Origin of the sequence: Altericroceibacterium spongiae (assembly GCF_003610805.1) — a bacterium.
Lineage (GTDB): Bacteria > Pseudomonadota > Alphaproteobacteria > Sphingomonadales > Sphingomonadaceae > Altericroceibacterium > Altericroceibacterium spongiae.
On sequence record NZ_RAPF01000003.1, the window covers coordinates 1 to 19395 of the forward strand.

Consider the following 19395-nt stretch of genomic DNA (forward strand, 5'->3'; position numbering starts at 1 on the left):
CAGCAGCGGCCCGATCAGCGCCCACTCCTCATCCGCTACACCGATCCGCTCGCCCAACGCTGCCTCCAAAAGGTAGCCTTGAATCAAGCGCTCAGTCTCAGGTCAAGCTTTGTCCACGAAGCCTAATTTCAGAAAAGTGTTTGTATGACAAGATAAAAGCCTTAATTAATTCAATTAATTAGTTTATCTGAATGAATTTCTAATAGATGTGAATCTAACGAGATATGTGTTGGATTTAAAATTGATTTCCCTTCATATTTTTTGAAAAACTCTCGTGTTTCCTTACTTTTACTATTAATAATTTTATTAGAAAATTTGATTTTCAAATCTGGCGTTACTGTCATCAGATATGCATCAAATGCTCGGTCGAATGTGGCAGATAGACATAAGCCATTTCGTGGATTGTGGCGATTAAGGATATCTGCGGCCCACGGAGAGATATGGCTGGCAATCAATAATTTGGATTCGGAAATTCCAGTAACACAGCAACGACTGTTAAAATTTGTTAATACGGCTCTACGAAAAAAGGGGGTGTATCCCCTTCGCATACGTGAATTGACTCCTTGAAGTTGCGGCCTTAATCCTCCCGCATTGTCGAGGGGGGTTAAATGCCTAAACCAATCGTATCGTTGGATGCCTATGTTTTGCCCGACGATCATCGCATTTTCAAAGTTTCGCCGGGTAAGACATATCGCTTCTACAAAGAGGTGAAGCGATCCAATGCGATTTTTTTGGACATACGTGGCTTGGACGATTTCGACGGACATCCGATTACATGGTCTGATCAGGAAATCGTGAAGGCGATTGCATCCGATCGATGGGATCGGGAATTGAAAAGTCGCGCTCGCGGGAATGACCCAAAGGGATCGAAGTCCGTCAATCGGACAGACCGAACTCGACTGGGGTTTCTAAAAGCGTTGCTCGGAGAGGCGCAGAAGGGCGACTTGGTCATTGTTCCTGTAGAGGGATACACCAAAGACGTTTTGATTGGTGAAATGCTAGACGAGCCATGGGACACGAAAAGCATCGTTGCTCAAGATGGCGAAGATGGTGAATTTACCTACATTGGCCGACGGGTGAAGTGGAGGGCCACACAGCCAAAGCGCTTCTTCAGCGGTGATATGATCAAAGCTTTGCACACTCAAACCGCAGTCTTCCAGATAGGGCGGAGCTTACACGAAGAGGTGTACCGCCTCGCCTACCGAAATTTCGTCTATCGCAATAATTTCGTCGCCGAGTTCCATACGGGCAAGGCGCGCTTTACCTCAGAAGATAGCGCGGTGCTGTCGGCGTGGTTAAACGGGTTTGATTATCTCCAATCCCGTTTCAGAGAGGGGGGAGTGCTACCCAGTACTTTCTATCAGATGGGGCTGTCCGAAGTTCCAGACGGTGAAGCCGCAGATCTAACGATCAATGTGAATTCGCCGGGAGCTTACGTCCTGAAATCGCCGGGCGGATTCGCCTTGGCGCTCATGGGAATGTTCGCCCTGTCTGCCTGCGACAGCAAAACTGTCGTCGATAACGGCGTTACCGTTGAACTCAAAACTGTAGGCGCGGGATCGAATGCGGCGGGAACCATCATTGAGGAATGCATTAACGATATGGCGGTAGCTTTGGGCGAGGCTAGGCTCGACCAAGCGAGAGATTTATGCGCTAGAGCAGAGAAGGATGCCAAGGTGACTACTGCAGCGAGCTTGAAAACCGTCCCGAAAAAGAGCAAATAGCAGGCATGGCGGCAGCATCAGCCCCTTCAGCGCGGCCCACGCGCGCGCAATTGTCCAATTGGATCAAGCTTATCTTGGGCGGTATCGCAACCGCCCTGGTCGGCGGGTTTTTTGCCGCGCTATTCACTTACTTCGCCACTGCCAAGTTGAACAACGAGTCAGCCCTTCAGCAGCAGTATTTGGTGGCCGTACAGGACTTTAATTCGTCCGGCGCAAAGGTCGATGCCGCAATAACCGAGCTCGCCGACAACGTGCTAGATGGTCAAGAGATTGCGCAAGCACGCAGAGAGGCGAGGCAAGCGATTGCTGCGCATGTAGCCGCGACACAGGCACTCGCTCCCTTGATGGGTGAAGGCAATGTGGCCGAATACATGAAGGGCCTAGCCACACTTCGAATGATGGTGGACGATACAGATGGCAGGGCTACTGCACAAAATACGTCAAAAGCGCGCTTCACATTGATGGAGAACCGGACGGTGATGATCGCAGAGGCGAGGAAGCGGATATATGGTGACTCTTAAAGAGGCTCTCGAAACCGGCAATCTCGCTCAGTTCATCGCCGAGCGCGAAGGCGAAATCGGCGACCGCGATGCCTTTGAAGCTACTCTGCGCTCAATGGCCGGAAAGTCGAAAGAAGCTTCGGAAGCATCGTTTCCGGACGATTGCGACGATTGAAGCGATATTCGAACTCCTTGACGTAGCTATTCAGGTGCTTCGCGCTGACGCTCGTGTGAGTGCCGTTGATCGAGCATTTCAGGTGCCGCCAAAAGTTCTCGATGCCGTTGACCGTAACCGTCTCGGCAAGGCGATAATCGTAATAGGCATATTCCATCGCGCCGTGGTTCACGCGGGCATGACGATAGCCAGCGTTCGCTAGGTTTGCGTAGCTGCGCAGTTCGTCAGTGTGGACGTTGCGGCCGATCCGGACGTTGGTGGTCACAAACGGCTCTAGCGTGGCGCGCCGCTGGTTCGGCACCCACTTGGGCAACAATGTCGCCGCCACGTTCCAGAGCGCCCACCACAACGGTCTTGGCGGCACTTCCGCGATTGTGTTTGCCGCGCTTCACGCCGCCCATGAGGGTTTCGTCAATCTCGACATTCGTGCCTTCGCCGCCAATCGGGCGATCACCGTCAACGTCTGCCATATGCTCGCGGATCAGCTTCGCCATGCGCCATGCCGTTTTGTAGGTAACGCCTAGCTGGCGCTCCAATTCTTTACCGCTGACGCCGTGGCGGGTGACGGTGAAAAGGTGGATGGCATAGAACCAGAGATGAAGCGGGGTGCGGGTCTTTTCGAACGGGGTGCCCACGGTCGGGTGAAGGTGGTGACCACACCACTGGCAGGAGTAGGCGCGCTCGGCCTTGATCCGGAACCACTTACTTTCGCGCTTGCACTTGGGGCACTCGAAGCCCTGCCCAAAGCGAACTTCGAACAGGTGATTGAGGCAGGTTTCATCGTCCGGAAAGAGGCGGAAGAAAGCGGCGGTGGTGAGGGGCTTCGTCATGCATATTGTATAGCAGGACTAGTTACGTATGGAAAGGGTATACACCCCCCTTTTTTAACTGAGCTCGTCCCCTCATAACCCCAGCGCGCTAAGGCCGGGATGGTCGGTCGGGCGGGGGCCTTGGGGCCAGTGGAACAGTCTGTCATCGGGGGCGATGGGGTGGTCGTTAATGCTGGCGAGGCGGCGGTGCATCAGGCCTTGCGGGGTGAATTCCCAGTTCTCATTGCCACAGGAGCGGAACCACTGGCCGGTCCGGTCGTGCCATTCATAGGCGAAGCGCACCGCGATGCGGTTTTCGGTGAAGGCCCAGAGTTCCTTGATGAGCCGATAGTCCAGCTCGGTGGCCCATTTGGCTTCCAGAAAGGCGACGATCCCGGCGCGGCCGGTGATAAAGCGGGAGCGATTGCGCCACTGGCTGTCCGGCGTATAGGCGAGGGCCACCTGCTGCGGATCGCGGCTGTTCCAGCTATTTTCGGCCAGGCGGACTTTTTGCGCGGCCCCGGCAGCGTCGAAAGGCGGGAGCGGGGGCCGGGTCATTCGGCGCGCCCCTGCACGGTGGAAAGGGCGCGGGCGGGCATCGTGCGGGCGGCTTCGCAGGCTTCGGCTTCGCGCCGGGCGATAAGGGCCGCATGGGCCTCCCGATAGCGGGCGACCAGCGCGGCCGGGGCGCTGTCCGGCTGTCCGGCGTCGAAGGGCGGGGCGGGGGCATATTCCAGCGCGAGCTGGATGCTTTGCGCGCAATCCTCCCCGGCGATTTCGGCCAGCACGGTCAGCGCGAAGTCGATCCCCGCGGTCACCCCGCCGCCGGTGATGACAGGCCCGTCGCGCACCACCCGCGCGGAATCGGCCACCGCGCCGAAAACGGGCAGAAGGTGGCGATAGGCCCAGTGGCAGGCGGCGCGCCGTCCGGTGAGCAGCCCCGCCGCGCCCAGTATCAGCGAGCCGGTGCAGACCGAAGTGAGATAGCGCGCATCACTCGCGAGCCGGGCGATCTCGCCGATAAAGGCCCGGTCGAGCGCCATTTCGGTCGCCGCCGCGCCGCCCGGAACGCAGAGCAGGTCGCAGCGGTCGATGGTGTTCAGCGGCCGGGTTCCGGCAAAGACCAGGCCCTCGCTCGGCACATCGCCACCCTGCGGGCTGGCGATTATCGTTTCCGAATCGGGCAGGCGCGAGAGGAACTGATGCGGCCCGGTGAAATCGAGCTGAGTCATGCCCGGAAACAGGGCGAAAACGATGCGGAAAGGGGCAGGCGCCATGGGGTTGTCCTCGAATATGGCTGACGATGAGGTCCCTCATGCGCTGCGCGGTGGATTGACGAAATGACAATGATCCCTCATTTCAGGCCATGGCCCGGACTATCGGCATCTTTCTCTATAACGACTTTCAGCTCCTCGACGCCTCTGGCCCGATATCGGCTTTCGAGATTGCGGAGCGGATGGCGCCGGGCGGCTATCGCCTGCGGGTCCTCTCCGCGCAGGGCGGCGCTGTGTGCAGCTCTGCGGGGGTGACGCTCGATAGCGAGGCGGCGGCCGGGGCCGGGCGGATCGACACGCTGATCGTGGCAGGCGGGGAAGGCAGCCGCCGGGCGATGGCCTGCCCGCAGACCGTGCAGTATCTGAAGGTGCGTGCCGGATCGTGCCGCCGTCTGTGCAGCGTGTGTTCGGGCGCTTTCCTGCTCGCTGCCGCCGGTCTGCTCGATGGCCGCCGGGCCACGACCCACTGGCGCCGCGCGGCGGATCTCGCCCGGCTGTTCCCGCAGGTGCAGGTGGAGCCCGATGCGATCTACATACATGACGGGCCGGTCTGGAGCTCGGCCGGGATCAGCGCGGGTATCGATCTGGCGCTGGCGCTGATTGCGCAGGATTGCGGGGAGGATCTGGCGCGCAGAGTGGCGCAGGAAATGGTGGTCTATTTCCGGCGGCCCGGCGGCCAGTCGCAATTCTCCGTGCTGGCCGAAATGAGCGGGGATGAAAGCGGTTTCGCCCCGTTATTCGACTGGATGCGGACCCATCTGACAGACCGGCTGACGGTGGAGCGGCTGGCTGACCATATGGGGATGAGCCCGCGCCACTTCTCCCGCCTGTTCACCCGGCGGATCGGGGTCAGCCCGGCCAGGGCTGTCGAGCGGCTGCGGCTGGAAGCGGCGCGTGAAAGGGTCGAATCCTCGCGCGACCCGATCGAACATATTGCCGCCGCTGTCGGCTTTCACGATCCCGAAAGAATGCGCCGCGCTTTTATCCGGGCTTTCGGCCAGCCTCCGCAGGCCATGCGCCGCGCCCGGCGTTAAAGGGGCGGTTAAGTTCAAAGTGAGGCGCGCCGGGGGCAGTTGCTGCACCAAAAAGGGCCCCGGCAAGCGGAGCCCTTTTCTTTGTCCGGCTGGCGGGGGAAAGGCTTATTCGCCTTCCTGCTTCGCCCGCTCGATCGCTTCGAGAACGATGTTCTTCGCATCGTCTGCGCCGCCCCATGTGCCGACGCGGACCCACTTTTCCTTCTCCAGATCCTTATAATGGGTGAAGAAGTGTTCGATCTGCTTCAGCACGATGTCGGGCAAGTCGCCCATTTCGGCGACATGGCTGTAATAGGGAAAGGTCGAATCCACCGGTACGCAGACCAGCTTTTCGTCACCGCCATGTTCGTCTTCCAGATTGAGGACCGCGATCGGGCGGGCGCGGACAACCGAACCGGGGACGAAAGGCGAGCGGGCGACGACCAGCGCGTCCAGCGGATCGCCGTCGGGCGAGAGCGTGTGCGGCACGAAGCCGTAATTGGCCGGATAGCGCATCGGCGTATGCAGAATGCGATCGACGAATAATGCGCCCGATTCCTTGTCGAATTCATATTTCACCGGTTCCCCGCCGGTGGGAACTTCGATCACTACATTCAGACTTTCGGGCGGATTATCCCCGGTCGGGATGAGGTCGATGCGCATGATGTATATGTTTCCAAATATTATTGTGGTTGATGGAAAAAGCCGCTGGCCGGGGCCAGCTTCGGGATTTTGACTATTTTGCTGCGCCGCGTAACGCAAGCCCATGTCTGTTATGAGACGCGATTTCGGTGCTGGGCGAGGCATAAGCGGGCTTGCCGGCAGGGCGGATAACGGGCGGAGTGTTCTCGCCCGTTGCAGCGCGCGCGATGGCGGCCTAAAGCGCTGCCCATAATGAGCACGATCAAGACACCCCGGCCCATTCGCGGCACACAGGATATTTTCGGCGCAGAAGCCGAAGCTTTCGCTTTCGTCACGGCCACCTTCGAGCGGCTGCGCAAACTGTATCGCTTCCGGCGCGCGGAAATGCCGGTTTTCGAAAAGACCGAAGTTTTCTCCCGCTCTCTGGGCGAAACGACCGATGTGGTCTCCAAGGAAATGTACTCCTTCGAGGATCGCGGCGGCGAATCGCTGACCTTGCGGCCCGAATTTACCGCCGGGATCGCCCGTGCTTTCCTCACTGACGGGTGGAAGCAATATGCCCCGGTCAAAATCGCTGCGCACGGCCCGGTCTTTCGCTATGAACGTCCGCAAAAGGGCCGTTACCGCCAGTTCCATCAGATCGACGCCGAAGTGATCGGTGCGGCCGAACCGCAGGCAGATGTGGAATTGCTGGTGATGGCCGATCACCTGTTGCAGGAGCTGGGCATTGCCGATGGCGTGACTTTGCAGCTCAACACGCTGGGTGACGGGCAAAGCCGCGAAGCATGGCGTGCGGCACTGATCGATTATTTCCGTGCGCATAAGGATGCTTTGTCCGAAGACAGCCAGGACCGGTTGGAGCGTAACCCTCTGCGCATTCTCGACAGCAAGGACCCGCGCGACAAACCCTTCACGGCCGATGCACCGACCATCGACGAGTTTCTCTCCGCCGAAGCTGAGGATTTTTTCGCGCAGGTGACATCGGGGCTCGATGCCGCCGGTGTGGCATGGGAACGCAATCCGGCGCTGGTTCGCGGGCTGGATTATTACCGCCACACCGCTTTCGAATTCGTGACCGACCGGCTGGGAGCGCAGGGCACCGTGCTGGCGGGTGGCCGTTATGACGGGCTGATGGAGTCGCTCGGCGGTCCGGCCACGCCCGCCGTGGGCTGGGCTGCCGGGATCGAGCGGCTGGCCATGCTGGTGGAAGGGCTGCAAGAACCGGTTGCCGATGTGCTGGTCGTGGTTGAGGACGATACGGTTCTGGCCGACGGAATGGGCACCACGGCGGCCTTGCGCCGCGCGGGGTTCGCGACCGAACTGCTCGCTTCCGGCTCGCCGCGCAAACGGTTCGACAAAGCTGTGAAGCAGGGCGGGAAAGCCATTCTGGCGCTGACGGCGGGCGAAGACGGCGGCACCCGGCATCGCCTGCGGCTCGATGGCGGTGACGAGGCGGCGATTACAGCCGCGCTGGAAGGATATAGCTGGAATTGAGCATCCCCGCAGACCGTCTGGAGCAGATTGCCCATCGCTTTGCCGAGCTGGAAGCGCGGCTGGCGTCGGGCACGCTGGAAGGCGAAGCGTTCGTGGCGGCCAGCCGCGATTATGCCGAGCTGGAACCTGTGGCGAAAATCGCGGCGGATGTGCGCGCCATGCGCAGCGAACTGGCCGATCTCGAAGCGCTCGACGATTCCGATCCCGAGATGAAAGCGCTGGCGGCCGAGGAAACGGCGCGGCTGAAAGAGGCATTGCCAGAGGCCGAACGCAGGCTGGCACTGGCCATGCTCCCGCGCGACGCCGCCGATGCGCGGCCTGCCATGCTCGAAATCCGGGCCGGTACAGGGGGCGATGAAGCGGCCCTGTTCGCGGGCGATCTGTTCCGCATGTATGAACGCTTTGCCGCCGATCAGGGCTGGCGGGTCGAAGTGGTCAGCATGAATGCGTCGGATGCCGGAGGCTTCAAGGAAATTGTCGCCAATATTACCGGTCAGGGCGTGTTCGCCAGGCTCAAATTCGAAAGCGGTGTGCATCGCGTGCAGCGTGTGCCCGTCACCGAAAGCGGTGGGCGGATTCACACCTCGGCAGCAACCGTAGCGGTGTTGCCCGAACCCACCGAAGTGGATGTCCAGATCGACGATAACGATCTCAAGATCGATATTTACCGCGCGAGCGGTGCTGGCGGACAGCATGTGAACACGACCGATTCCGCTGTGCGCATCACCCATATTCCGAGCGGGCTGGTCGTTACCCAGCAGGATGAGCGCAGCCAGCACAAAAATAAGGCCAAGGCGATGCAGGTTCTGCGCGCAAGGCTTTATGAGAAGATGCGGGACGAGGCGCAGGGCGCGGAAGCCGAAGCCAGGAAAGCCATGGTCGGATCGGGCGACCGGTCCGAACGCATCCGGACCTATAATTTCCCGCAGGGGCGGGTGACCGATCACCGGATCAATCTGACGCTCCATAAGCTCAATGAAGTGCTTGAAGGGCCGGGGCTGAACGAACTGGTCGATGCGCTGATCGCAGAAGATGAAGCCAAGCGCCTCGCGGCTCTCGGGGAATGAGCGTGCAACGATGAGCGGTGTTCCCGCAGCCTTGCGGCAGGCTGCCGACATGCTGGCCCCGACCAGCGATACGGCGCGGCTCGATGCGGAATATCTGCTGGCCCATGCACTGCATATGAGCCGCAGCGATCTGCTGCTGAAAGGTGCATCCGGGCCGGTGCCGGAGCGGTTCTGGCACCTGATCGACCGCCGCCGGCAGCATGAGCCGCTGGCCTATATTCTCGGCTCCCAGGACTTTTATGGACGCTCTTTCCATGTCTCGCCCGATGTACTGATCCCCCGTTCGGACAGCGAAAGCGTTGTCGCCGCGGCATTGGAACAGCCCGGTGCCAGAGGGCGGGTGCTCGATTGCGGTGTGGGATCGGGGGCTTTGCTGCTCACGATTCTGGCCGAGAATCCCGGCGCGCTGGGTGTGGGGATCGACCGGAGCGAGGCGGCACTGGCGATAGCGCGCCGCAATGCCGGGGCGCTGGGCGTGGCTGACCGGGTGGAGCTGTTGCGCAGAGACTGGAGCGAAAACGGCTGGCGCGAGGAGCTGGGCCGGTTCGACTGCATCATCGCCAATCCTCCCTATGTGGAAGATGATGCCGAACTGGATGTTTCGGTGCGCGGTTACGAGCCGGCCGGAGCGTTGTTTTCAGGGCCTGACGGGCTTGACGATTATCGCCGCCTGCTGCCCGAATTGCGTCATCTTCTGGCCCCGCAAGGGCAGGTGGTTCTGGAAATCGGGGCCATGCAGGCAAAGCCTGTGGCAGCTCTTGCCGGGCAGGCCGGCTTTTCATCGCAGCTGAGGCACGATCTGGCTTCGCGACCGCGTGCATTGGTGCTGGTTGTGGAAAGTTTCGCTCCATAACGGATATTGGGGCTTGGCAAGAGCCATTCGAATAGCTACGTCAAAGGCAGGCCAAGGGCTGGAACACATGCAGAAACGTTCCCCATGGCCACCAACTCCAGAGACTGCATGAATTCGGCGCACGCCGCCGGTGGTTTGCAGGTTGGGAAGTCCATGCGCACGCATGTGCCGTGGCGAGGGGTCTTGCGACCGAACCGGATAAGTGTCTCCGACGGTCCCAATTGAGGAAGTGAATTCCCTTGAACAATAATCGTGGTAACAATCGCCGGCGTGGACGCGGGAATAACCGTAACAATAATGGTGGCGGCAACCAGCTTAACCGGATCGACAGCCGTGCGCGGGGCAATGCGCCGCAATTGCTGGAGAAATACAAGAAGCTGGCCCATGACGCGTCATTGAACGGTGACCGGGTTCAGACCGAATATTATCTTCAGTTTGCGGATCATTATTTTCGTGTGATCGCCGATAATAAGGCTTTGAAAGACGAAGCCCGTGCCCGTCGGGAAAATGATCGGGAACAGCATTCCGACGATCAGGATAATGACGGGGACGATCAGTATTCGCGTCGTCCTTCGCGTAACCGGTCCTATTCCGAGGATAACGGCTATCATACCGATCATCGTGGCGGATCCGCACAGGCACAGGATGACGAAGGCGAAGATCAGGCGCAGCGCCGTCCGCGGACGCGCCGCAAGCCTGCTTCAGACGACAATGCCGCTGAAAATAGCGAAAGCACGCCGGCCGAAGCCGAAGAGGCCAAGCCCCGGCGGCGCACCCCCCGTGCCCGCACGGCTGACAGCAAGGCGGATGAGGCCAAGGAAGCCAAACCGCGCCGCACCCGCAAGAAAGCGGATGACGCAGCCAATGATGAAAGCACGGGTAACACCGGCATCGATCCGGCAGCGCTTCCCCCGGCCATAGGGCGCGGTGTGGAAGGCGAAAGCGCCGGGGACGAACAGTCGCTTCCGCCCAAGGCTCCCGCCAAGCCTCGCCGTACGCGCCGTACTGCGCAGACCAAGAATGAAAGCAGCGATACCGATAAGGGCGATGCCGATGGCGGTTCGCTCGAAGCGGTTAACTGATCGGGCTTTTCCTCCAGCAAAACGGGCGCCGGCTGCAAGCTGACTTGCAGCCGGGCGCGTGCCGGGCCACAGGCGTTGCATGACGGACAGACATGCGATTTTCGGGCGATTCGTTTCTTTCGCGAAACACTGGCCTCGCCTGACAGCCCTGTTCCTTGGTGTGGTGTCCGCAAGCGGATTCCAGCCATTCGCTCTCTGGCCGCTGGCCTTGCTGGCCATGGGTGCTTTCGTTCTGCTCGTTTCTACAGCGCCCGACTGGCGCAAGGCTGCCTGGTGGGGCTGGTTCTTCGGCCTTGGCCATTTCACTTTCGGCAATAGCTGGATCGCCACGGCCTTTACCTATCAGGCGGAAATGCCGCCCGTTCTGGGCTGGTTTGCGGTGCCGTTATTATCGCTCTATCTGGCCGTCTATCCGGCGCTGGCCGCAGGTGCGGCGCGAGCGCTGACGATGGTACGCGCAGCACAGCGCCCGGCGCGGCACTGGGCTTTTCTGCCCGGTTTTGCCGGCTGCTGGATTATCAGCGAATGGCTGCGCGGCTGGGTCTTTACCGGCTACCCCTGGAACCCTTTCGGGATCGTTTTTCTCGGTCCGCTGGATCGCCCCGGCATCGCCGCGATCGCGCCCTGGCTGGGCACTTATGCGCTGTCCGGACTGGCGGTTCTGATCGCGGGCGGACTGGTTTTCGCTTTGCGGGAACGGCGCTTCGTGTCTCTGGCTATGGCCGCGATCCTGCTGAGCGCAGGCATGTACTGGCCGGTGAGCAAGGGGCGCGAAGGTACGCTGGCGGTCACTGTCGTGCAGCCCGATCTGCCACAGGATCAGCTTAACGATCCGCGCCGTTATGAAGCCAATTTCCAGAAGCTCGCTGCGCTGAGCCTGCCGCGTGACGACAGGGTGCCGCGGCTGGTGCTGTGGCCGGAATCCGGTCTGCCCGATTATCTGCGCGATGGCTATCCGCAGCGTTACTATGACCAGATGACGGTGCTGGGCAGCCCCGAATATGCCCGTGAACGGATTGCCCGCACGATCGGCCCCGGCAGCCTGTTACTGACCGGTGCGGTGGATCTCGATATCGAAAACGACCGGGCAGTAGGCGCGCGCAATGCCGTGACGGCGCTCAATGCCAGCGGCGCGATCGTCGGCAGTTATTACAAAGCCCATCTGGTGCCCTATGGCGAATATCTCGCTTTGCGCTGGCTGCTCGAACCGCTGGGTGGACGCAGGCTGGTCGCGGGGGCGATGGATTTTCTGCCCGGTCCCGGCCCGCGCACGCTCGATCTCGGGCCATGGGGCCATGCAGGGGTGCAGATCTGTTATGAAATCATTTTTTCCGGCCATGTGACGCAGCCCGGCGCGCGGCCGGACTATATTTTCAATCCCTCCAACGATGGCTGGTTCGGCATGGCAGGGCCTCCGCAGCATTTCGCGCAGGCGCGTCTGCGTGCCATCGAAGAAGGGCTGCCCGTGCTGCGTTCCACCACCACAGGGATCAGCGGGATCATCGATGCGCGCGGCGTGGTCCGCGATCATCTGCGACAGCACCGGGCAGGGCGGATGGACGCCTTTGTGCCGCCCGCGGCCCCGCCCACACTATTCTCCCGGACAGGAAACATACTCCCGCTCGCATGGGCTATAGTTTTCCTCGTGGGAGCTTTCGTTGCCATGCGGCGGCGGGGTCGTTAGACCCCCCAACGTCAATCCCATTCTACGCCTAGCGAGAGAGGAATTAACCCTATGCGCCAATCCTATCTGTTTACGTCCGAAAGCGTATCGGAAGGCCATCCCGACAAGGTGTCCGACCAGATTTCCGACGCCATTGTCGATCTCTTCCTGTCGAAAGACCCGGAAGCACGTGTGGCCTGTGAAACCCTGACGACCACCCAGAAGGTGGTGCTGGCAGGGGAAATCCGCTGCAAGGGCGTATTCGAGAATGGCGAATGGACCGACGGTGCGCTTGAGGAAATCGAGCAGACCGTCCGCAATGTCGTCAGGGAAATCGGCTATGAGCAGGACGGTTTCCACTGGGAAACGCTCGATTTCGAAAATTACCTTCATGCCCAGTCCGCGCATATCGCGCAGGGCGTCGATGCGTCCGGCAATAAGGATGAAGGGGCCGGCGACCAGGGCATCATGTTCGGTTTTGCCTGCGACGAAACTCCCGATCTCATGCCTGCCACGCTCGATTACAGTCACAAGATTCTGCAGCGTATGGCCACGGATCGCAAGTCCGGCAAGGCGCCTTTCCTGGAGCCCGATACCAAGAGCCAGGTAACGCTGCGCTTCAAGGACGGACAGCCGGTAGCGGCCACCACCATCGTGCTTTCGACCCAGCATAAGCCGGGTTACGACAAGGGCGAAAAGGAAGCCGAGCTGAAGAAATATGTGAAGGATGTGATTGCCGACATCCTTCCGGCCGAACTGCTGTCCGACGAGACCGTCTATCATATCAATCCGACCGGCACGTTCGAAATCGGCGGCCCCGATGGCGATGCGGGTCTGACGGGGCGCAAGATCATCGTCGATACTTATGGCGGTGCGGCGCCGCATGGCGGCGGTGCCTTTTCGGGCAAGGACCCGACCAAGGTGGACCGTTCGGCCGCCTATATCACGCGCTATCTGGCCAAGAATATCGTGGCGGCAGGTCTGGCCAAACGCTGCACGATCCAGCTTTCCTATGCCATCGGCATTGCCGAGCCTCTGTCGATCTATGTCGATACGCATGGCACGGGCGTTGCCGGAGTGAGCGAAGAGGATATCGAAGCGGCGATCCGCGACAATCCCAAGCTGGGCGGCCTTACACCGCGCGGCATTCGCACGCATCTTGATCTCAACAAGCCGATCTATTTCCGCAGCGCGGCCTATGGCCATTTCGGCCGCAAGGCGGATGGCGACTATTTCCCCTGGGAACGTACCGATCTGGTCGACGATTTCAGGAAGCTGGTGAGCTGATCGTCGGCATACCCATGATTAATAGGCCCGGTTGCCCGAGAGGTGACCGGGCCTTTTTTATGGCTGTGCCGCATCCGTTGAACGACAGGCATTACGATCCTGGAGCGAAGCGAGATCCTGCGTCAAATGACGGGCGGCGAAGCAATAATGCGCGCCGGCCCAGAGATAGAGGATAGCAGTGATCGCCATGGCACCCGACAGAGCGGTGCCCGCCGAAAACCCGCCCGAAGCCAGCAGGTAATCGCTGATCAGGCCGATCACCAGCGGACCGAGCCCCTGCCCGAACAGGCCATAGACCGCGCCCAGCATAGCCGCGCCTGTCGCCCGCATACGTGGATCGAGCAGGTTCTGGAAGGTGCCGTAAGTGACACCGAGATAGCTATATTGAAACAGTGCGGAAAACGTCATCACCACCAGCAATGTCACCACATCGTCGCGGGTGATGGCAAAAATATAGAGCGGGGCGGAAATCAGCAGGCAGACACCCGGTACCAGCGCATAAGCGGCCCGGTTGCGAGCGCCGAGCCAGTCTGCCACCCGGCCGCCGACATAGACCGAGATCGCGCCCGGAAAACTCGCCAGCAATCCGGCATACAAGCCCGCTTCGAGTAGCGAAAACTGGAATTTGCGGAGCAGCAGAACCGCCACGAAAGCGTTGAGACCGAACCCTGCCAAAGATGCGATCGTCGAACCGATCAGCAGGTTGCGCGCGCTCGCCAGACCGGCAAAGCGCCCGGCGACCGCAGTAAGGGAGGGGACATCTTCGGTTTGCATCGCATCGTAGCGGCCGCGCAGCGGTTCGGAAATGAACAGCCAGGCTATGATAGCCAGAACCACGCCCGGTATGGCAGCAGCGATAAAAGCCGATCGCCAGCCGAAAAGCTGCCCGATCCACGCACCGCCCGCCGATCCCAGAAAGGCACCGATAGGCGGTGCCAGCATCAGCACGGACATGGCGCTGGCCCGGCGGTCAGGGGGGAAATAATCGGAAATCACCGACTGTGTGGCGGGCAGGCCCACTGCTTCACCCACTCCCACGCCGATACGTGCGGCGAGAAGCTGGACCCAGCTTCCGACAAAGCCGCATAGTGCGGTGGCGATTGACCACAGAACGGTGCCGAGCGCGATCAGCGACATGCGCCGCCGGCGTTCTGCAATACGGGCCACGAAAATGCCGAGGCCGACATTGAGCACGGCGAAAGCAAGGCCGGTCAGAAGGCCGATCTGCGTATCGCTCAGACCGAATTCCAGCCTGATCGGCTCGGCCAGCACGTTAAGCACGATCCGGTCGATAAAGCCGACCGTGCTGATAGCCGTCAGCACGATCAGCGCGGCCCATGGCGCATCGCGCCTTGCCATATGTCCCATAGCTTTCTCTCCCTGAGGTCCTCATCTGCATTTGCGAGGTGCCTTTGAAAGGAAAGCTAGCTTGCTGCCTTTTGGCAGGCCAGCGCTTTATCGCCCGGCCTGCCTTGAAGCTGGTGCCTTAGAAAAGCGCCGCCCGGTCAGGCGATATAATGCGCGGTCGTCTTTTCGGCGACTTCCTCCGCGGTAACCCCCGGTGCGAGCTCGACGAGTTTGAACGGACTGTCATGATCCGGGCGCTGAAATACAGCGAGATCGGTGATAATCATGTCTGCGACATTCTTACCGGTCAGCGGCAGGGTGCATTCGGGGATGAATTTCGGGCTGCCATCCTTGGCGGTATGGCTCATCACCACGATGATCTTCTTGACCCCGGCGACGAGATCCATCGCGCCGCCCATGCCTTTGACCATTTTTCCCGGCACCATCCAGTTCGCAATGTCGCCATTTTCGGAAACTTCCATCGCTCCCAGCACGGTGAGGTCTATATGGCCGCCGCGGATCATGGCGAAGCTGGCGGCACTGTCGAAATAGGCCGAATGCGGCAATTCGCTGATCGTCTGTTTGCCCGCATTGATGAGATCGGCATCCACCTCATCGGGATAGGGAAAGGGGCCGATCCCCAGCATTCCGTTTTCCGATTGCAGCGTTACATGCACCCCTTCGGGAATGAAATTGGCCACCAGCGTCGGGATGCCGATGCCGAGATTGACATAGAAGCCGTCTTCGAGCTCCTGCGCCGCCCGGGCGGCCATCTGGTCACGATTCCAGGGCATCAGGCTGCCTCCCTTTCGCGCGTGGTGGTAAATTCGATTTTCTTGTCATAGGGCGCACCGACAATCATGCGCTGCACATAGACGCCCGGCAGGTGAATGTGATCGGGGTCGAGCGCGCCGGCGGGGACGACTTCTTCCACTTCGACCACGCAGATCCTGCCGCAAGTGGCGGCCGGAAGGTTGAAATTGCGCGCCGTCTTGCGGAACACCAGATTGCCGGTTTCATCGGCTTTCCATGCCTTGACGATGGCAAGATCGGCCACAATGCCGCGTTCCATTACATAGTCTTCGCCGTCGAATGTGCGCACTTCCTTGCCTTCGGCCACCATCGTGCCGACACCGGTCTTGGTATAGAAAGCGGGAATGCCGGCGCCGCCGGCACGCATCCGCTCGGCCAGCGTCCCTTGCGGGCAGAATTCCACCTCCAGTTCGCCGGAGAGATATTGCCGTTCGAATTCCTTATTCTCCCCGACATAGGAGGAGATCATCTTGGAAACCTGCTTGCTGCGCAGCAATTTGCCGATGCCTTCATTATCGATACCGGCATTATTGCTGGCGAAGGTGAGATTTTTGGCTCCGCTGGCCTGTATCGCGTCGAGCAGCCTTTCGGGTATGCCGCAAAGGCCGAAACCCCCTGCGGCAATCAGCATTCCGTCATGGAGGAGCCCGTCAAGGGCAGCGGTGGCATCCGGATAGAGTTTCTGCATCTTAACTCCCGATTTTTCGAACAGGTTCGTACGACCTGCCTGATGATGCAATGCACATAAAGCTTCGATATGGCTCTGTCACCCGCAAGGCGAATCACTTTTCAAACAGGACTATGGGTTTCCTGGCGACAAATGGGGAGGCGTTCGACAGAGGATTTTGCTGCCGGTCGCGTGAATCTGACCAATTCTTTAAACTGAAGATCTATGCTGCACCGCACAATTACTTATGCATGAATGCTTAGATGTTGCGAAAGAAACCATTGACGCAAATCAAAAAATCGAGGTTTTCTGCGACCTTTCTCTTAGATGAACAAGTATATTGCAAAATTTGCAACAAATTTTGTAGTTTTCGCACTTGCGAGATTGCGCGATGTAGCGCATATAGATCTCGCCTTTCAGGCATCCTCTCCCAAAACTTCAACGGCCCGGTCGGTTTCGACCGGGTCTTTTTTTGTCTTCAACCGGCAGGTCCCGAATGACGTAACGCCATGTCGGCGATTATGTCGGGCAAGCCCATGGAAAGCAGCGGTTTTCCGGTCTTTCATGATTTTTACGGACCCTGAAGCCTGTCTGCCCGTTTGAAATGAAGGGGCGGGCTTCCTAGCTTTTCCCCTGAAGATAAAACGGGAAACAAGCGAGATTCGTGATGGCTGATGCGGATGCGGCAACGATTGAAGAAGCCAAGGTCCGGTTGCAGGTGGCAGCGGCCCGGCAGGAAGAAAGCGGGCAGGGTATCGCCCGAATACCGCGATCCGCCTTTCAGGCTCTGGGAATTACCGAGGGCGATCCGGTCGAGATTGAAGGAAAACGTGTTACCGCGGCGCTGGCCATTCCGACCTATAGCGAGGATGAATCGCTATCCGTGATTCGGCTGGACGGCCTTCAGCGCGGCAATGCGGAGACCAGTTCGGGCGAACATGTCACGGTCCGGCGGGCCGAATCGCGTCCCGCCACCCGTGTGGTCTTTGCCCCTGCACAGCGTGAAATGCGCCTGCAGGGTCAGGGCGAAGCGCTGAAGCGGGTCTTTTTCCGCAAACCGCTGGTGGCAGGCGATCTGGTGGCTACTCACGGGCAGCAGCCGGTGCAGGATGTGCCGCCGCAGGTGCGCCGCATGTTCAATGCACCGGCCTATGCGCTGACCCAAATCCGCCTGCAGGTCGTTTCGACCGTGCCAAAGGGCATCGTCCATATCGATGAAAACACCGAAGTGGAGCTGCGTGCCGAATTCGAAGAGCCGCGCGATGGCCGCGGCACGGTCAATTATGACGATGTCGGCGGTATGGAAGATACGATCACCGCACTGCGCGAGATGGTCGAATTGCCTTTGCGCTATCCCGAATTATTCACCCGTCTGGGCGTCGATCCGCCCAAGGGTGTGCTGCTGCACGGTCCGCCGGGAACCGGCAAAACCCGCCTCGCGCAGGCGGTTGCGAATGAAAGCGATGCCGAATTTTTCACCATTAACGGCCCTGAAATCATGGGCTCTGCCTATGGTGAAAGCGAAAAACGCCTGCGCGAAGTCTTCGAGGAAGCGAGCCGTGTGGCGCCCGCCATCGTCTTCATCGACGAGATCGATTCGATTGCACCCAAGCGCCAGAATGTGACCGGTGAAGCCGAAAAGCGGCTGGTTGCGCAGCTTCTCACGCTGATGGACGGGCTGGAGGCGCGTTCCAACCTGGTGGTGATTGCTGCCACCAATCGCCCCGATGCAGTGGATGAGGCTCTGCGCCGTCCCGGCCGGTTCGACCGCGAAATCATTATCGGTGTGCCCGATGAAAAGGGCCGTCGGGAAATTCTTGCCATCCATACGCGCGGTATGCCGCTTGGCGAAGGGGTGGACCTGACGGAGCTGGCTCGTTCGACGCATGGATTCGTCGGTGCCGATCTGGCCGCTCTGGCGCGCGAAGCCGCAATCGAGGCGGTCCGCCGGATCATGCCGAAAATCGATTTCGACGAACGCACCGTACCGTCTGAAGTGCTCGAAACCTTGCAGGTGGAGCGTAATGACTTCAAGGCGGCGCTCAAACGCGTGCAGCCATCGGCCATGCGCGAAGTTATGGTGCAGGCGCCTACAGTCGGCTGGTCCGATATTGGCGGGCTGACCGATGCGCAGGAGAAATTGCGCGAAGGGGTCGAGCTGCCCCTGCGCAATCCGCGGGCTTTCGAACGTCTGGGTATTCGTCCCGCCAAGGGTTTCCTGCTTTACGGCCCTCCCGGTACCGGCAAGACCTTGCTGGCTAAAGCTGTCGCCAAGGAAGCCGAAGCGAATTTCATTTCGATGAAAAGCTCGGACCTTCTGTCCAAATGGTACGGCGAAAGCGAACAGCAGATCAGCCGGATGTTCGCCCGCGCCCGACAGGTGGCGCCTTGCGTGGTCTTTATCGACGAGATCGACAGTCTGGTGCCGGCGCGCGGCAGCGGCAGCACCGAACCGCAGGTAACGGCCCGCGTGGTCAACACGATTCTCGCCGAAATGGACGGGATGGAGGAGCTGAACTCGATTGTCGTGATCGGCGCGACCAACCGGCCGACTCTGGTCGATCCGGCGCTGCTGCGTCCCGGCCGGTTTGATGAGCTCGTCTATGTCGGCACGCCCAGTCCTGAAGGGCGCGAGCATATTCTCCGCATTCACACGCGCAAAATGCCGCTGGCCGACGATGTCGATCTGGCGGTGATCGCGAGTGAGACCGAACGCTATACCGGCGCGGATCTGGAAGATGTCGTGCGCCGGGCGGGTCTGATCGCTATTCGCCGGTCGGGTGAGGAAGCGACCCAGGTCACGGCGCAGGATTTCGCCGAGGCACTGGAGGACAGCCGCGCTACCGTTACCCAGCAGATGGAAGAAGAATATGGCAAGATGAAAGGTGAGCTGAAAAAGCGCGCACTGGAAGTCAATCCGATCGGCTTCGTGCATGAGGGTATGCTGGAACCGACCCGCGAAAATAAGCACGGCTGATTCTGTAG

Annotated in this window: 17 protein-coding genes and 1 pseudogene; 10 read left to right on the forward strand and 8 right to left on the reverse strand. The window is 60.0% G+C overall.

What is annotated here, in order from left to right:
• Positions 1–170: 170 nt before the first annotated feature.
• Positions 171–659: an HNH endonuclease gene (locus D6851_RS18345; RefSeq protein ID WP_420797094.1), complete on the reverse strand. Its 489-nt coding sequence runs from the start codon at positions 657–659 to the stop codon at positions 171–173.
• On the opposite strand from D6851_RS18345, the gene D6851_RS05965 reads away from it, so the two are divergent.
• The gene (locus D6851_RS05965; protein ID WP_183030006.1) at positions 609–1724 is read left to right on the forward strand and encodes a hypothetical protein; all 1116 of its coding nucleotides are present in this window, start codon (positions 609–611) and stop codon (positions 1722–1724) included. The genes D6851_RS18345 and D6851_RS05965 overlap by 51 nt on opposite strands.
• Positions 1725–1729: 5 nt before the next feature.
• Positions 1730–2245 carry a hypothetical protein gene (locus D6851_RS05970; RefSeq protein WP_120323997.1) on the forward strand — a complete coding sequence of 172 codons (516 nt, stop codon included), beginning with the start codon at positions 1730–1732 and terminating at the stop codon, positions 2243–2245.
• Between the two features lie 80 nt (positions 2246–2325).
• Here D6851_RS05970 and D6851_RS05975 read toward each other — a convergent pair.
• The 3 genes and pseudogenes from D6851_RS05975 to D6851_RS05985 form a co-directional block, all read right to left on the reverse strand.
• A pseudogene (locus D6851_RS05975) lies at positions 2326–3229 on the reverse strand (IS1595 family transposase).
• A gap of 72 nt (positions 3230–3301) precedes the next feature.
• Positions 3302–3766 (reverse strand): nuclear transport factor 2 family protein, encoded by a 465-nt coding sequence (locus tag D6851_RS05980; RefSeq protein WP_120323998.1) that lies wholly within the window; start codon positions 3764–3766, stop codon positions 3302–3304.
• Complete coding sequence (locus D6851_RS05985; RefSeq protein WP_120323999.1) at positions 3763–4485, reverse strand: DJ-1/PfpI family protein; 723 nt, start codon at positions 4483–4485, stop codon at positions 3763–3765. Before D6851_RS05985 ends, D6851_RS05980 begins: the two co-directional genes overlap by 4 nt.
• 89 nt (positions 4486–4574) lie before the next feature.
• On the opposite strand from D6851_RS05985, the gene D6851_RS05990 reads away from it, so the two are divergent.
• Positions 4575–5516: a GlxA family transcriptional regulator gene (locus tag D6851_RS05990; RefSeq protein WP_120324000.1), complete on the forward strand. Its 942-nt coding sequence runs from the start codon at positions 4575–4577 to the stop codon at positions 5514–5516.
• Positions 5517–5621: 105 nt separating this feature from the next.
• Here the strand turns inward: D6851_RS05990 and ppa are convergent, their stop codons facing one another.
• Complete coding sequence (ppa, locus tag D6851_RS05995) at positions 5622–6158, reverse strand: inorganic diphosphatase (protein WP_120324001.1); 537 nt, start codon at positions 6156–6158, stop codon at positions 5622–5624.
• 231 nt (positions 6159–6389) lie between these two features.
• On the opposite strand from ppa, the gene hisS reads away from it, so the two are divergent.
• The 6 genes from hisS to metK all read left to right on the forward strand — a co-directional run bounded on the left by hisS (position 6390) and on the right by metK (position 13583).
• Complete coding sequence (gene hisS, locus D6851_RS06000; RefSeq protein WP_120324002.1) at positions 6390–7631, forward strand: histidine--tRNA ligase; 1242 nt, start codon at positions 6390–6392, stop codon at positions 7629–7631.
• Positions 7628–8698 (forward strand): peptide chain release factor 1, encoded by a 1071-nt coding sequence (prfA, locus tag D6851_RS06005; protein WP_120324003.1) that lies wholly within the window; start codon positions 7628–7630, stop codon positions 8696–8698. Before hisS ends, prfA begins: the two co-directional genes overlap by 4 nt.
• A gap of 10 nt (positions 8699–8708) precedes the next feature.
• A complete protein-coding gene (gene prmC, locus D6851_RS06010) occupies positions 8709–9551 on the forward strand; it encodes a peptide chain release factor N(5)-glutamine methyltransferase (protein WP_120324004.1) in 843 nt (280 codons plus the stop codon).
• 239 nt (positions 9552–9790) lie between these two features.
• Entirely contained in the window at positions 9791–10633 is an 843-nt protein-coding gene (locus D6851_RS06015; RefSeq protein ID WP_120324005.1) for a DUF4167 domain-containing protein, read from the forward strand.
• Between the two features lie 79 nt (positions 10634–10712).
• On the forward strand, positions 10713–12317 hold the full coding sequence (gene lnt / locus D6851_RS06020; RefSeq protein WP_120324006.1) for an apolipoprotein N-acyltransferase: 1605 nt from the start codon (positions 10713–10715) through the stop codon (positions 12315–12317).
• A 51-nt stretch (positions 12318–12368) separates the two neighbouring features.
• The gene (gene metK, locus D6851_RS06025; protein ID WP_120324007.1) at positions 12369–13583 is read left to right on the forward strand and encodes a methionine adenosyltransferase; all 1215 of its coding nucleotides are present in this window, start codon (positions 12369–12371) and stop codon (positions 13581–13583) included.
• A gap of 57 nt (positions 13584–13640) precedes the next feature.
• Here the strand turns inward: metK and D6851_RS06030 are convergent, their stop codons facing one another.
• The 3 genes from D6851_RS06030 to D6851_RS06040 form a co-directional block, all read right to left on the reverse strand.
• The gene (locus D6851_RS06030) at positions 13641–14951 is read right to left on the reverse strand and encodes a spinster family MFS transporter (RefSeq protein WP_120324008.1); all 1311 of its coding nucleotides are present in this window, start codon (positions 14949–14951) and stop codon (positions 13641–13643) included.
• A gap of 137 nt (positions 14952–15088) precedes the next feature.
• The gene (locus D6851_RS06035; RefSeq protein ID WP_120324009.1) at positions 15089–15724 is read right to left on the reverse strand and encodes a CoA transferase subunit B; all 636 of its coding nucleotides are present in this window, start codon (positions 15722–15724) and stop codon (positions 15089–15091) included.
• Complete coding sequence (locus tag D6851_RS06040) at positions 15724–16431, reverse strand: CoA transferase subunit A (protein ID WP_120324010.1); 708 nt, start codon at positions 16429–16431, stop codon at positions 15724–15726. The genes D6851_RS06035 and D6851_RS06040 overlap by 1 nt, the downstream gene beginning before the upstream one ends.
• A gap of 646 nt (positions 16432–17077) precedes the next feature.
• Between D6851_RS06040 and D6851_RS06045 the strand changes: the two genes are divergently transcribed.
• Positions 17078–19387 carry a CDC48 family AAA ATPase gene (locus tag D6851_RS06045; protein WP_120324011.1) on the forward strand — a complete coding sequence of 770 codons (2310 nt, stop codon included), beginning with the start codon at positions 17078–17080 and terminating at the stop codon, positions 19385–19387.
• The last annotated feature ends 8 nt before the right edge of the window (positions 19388–19395 follow it).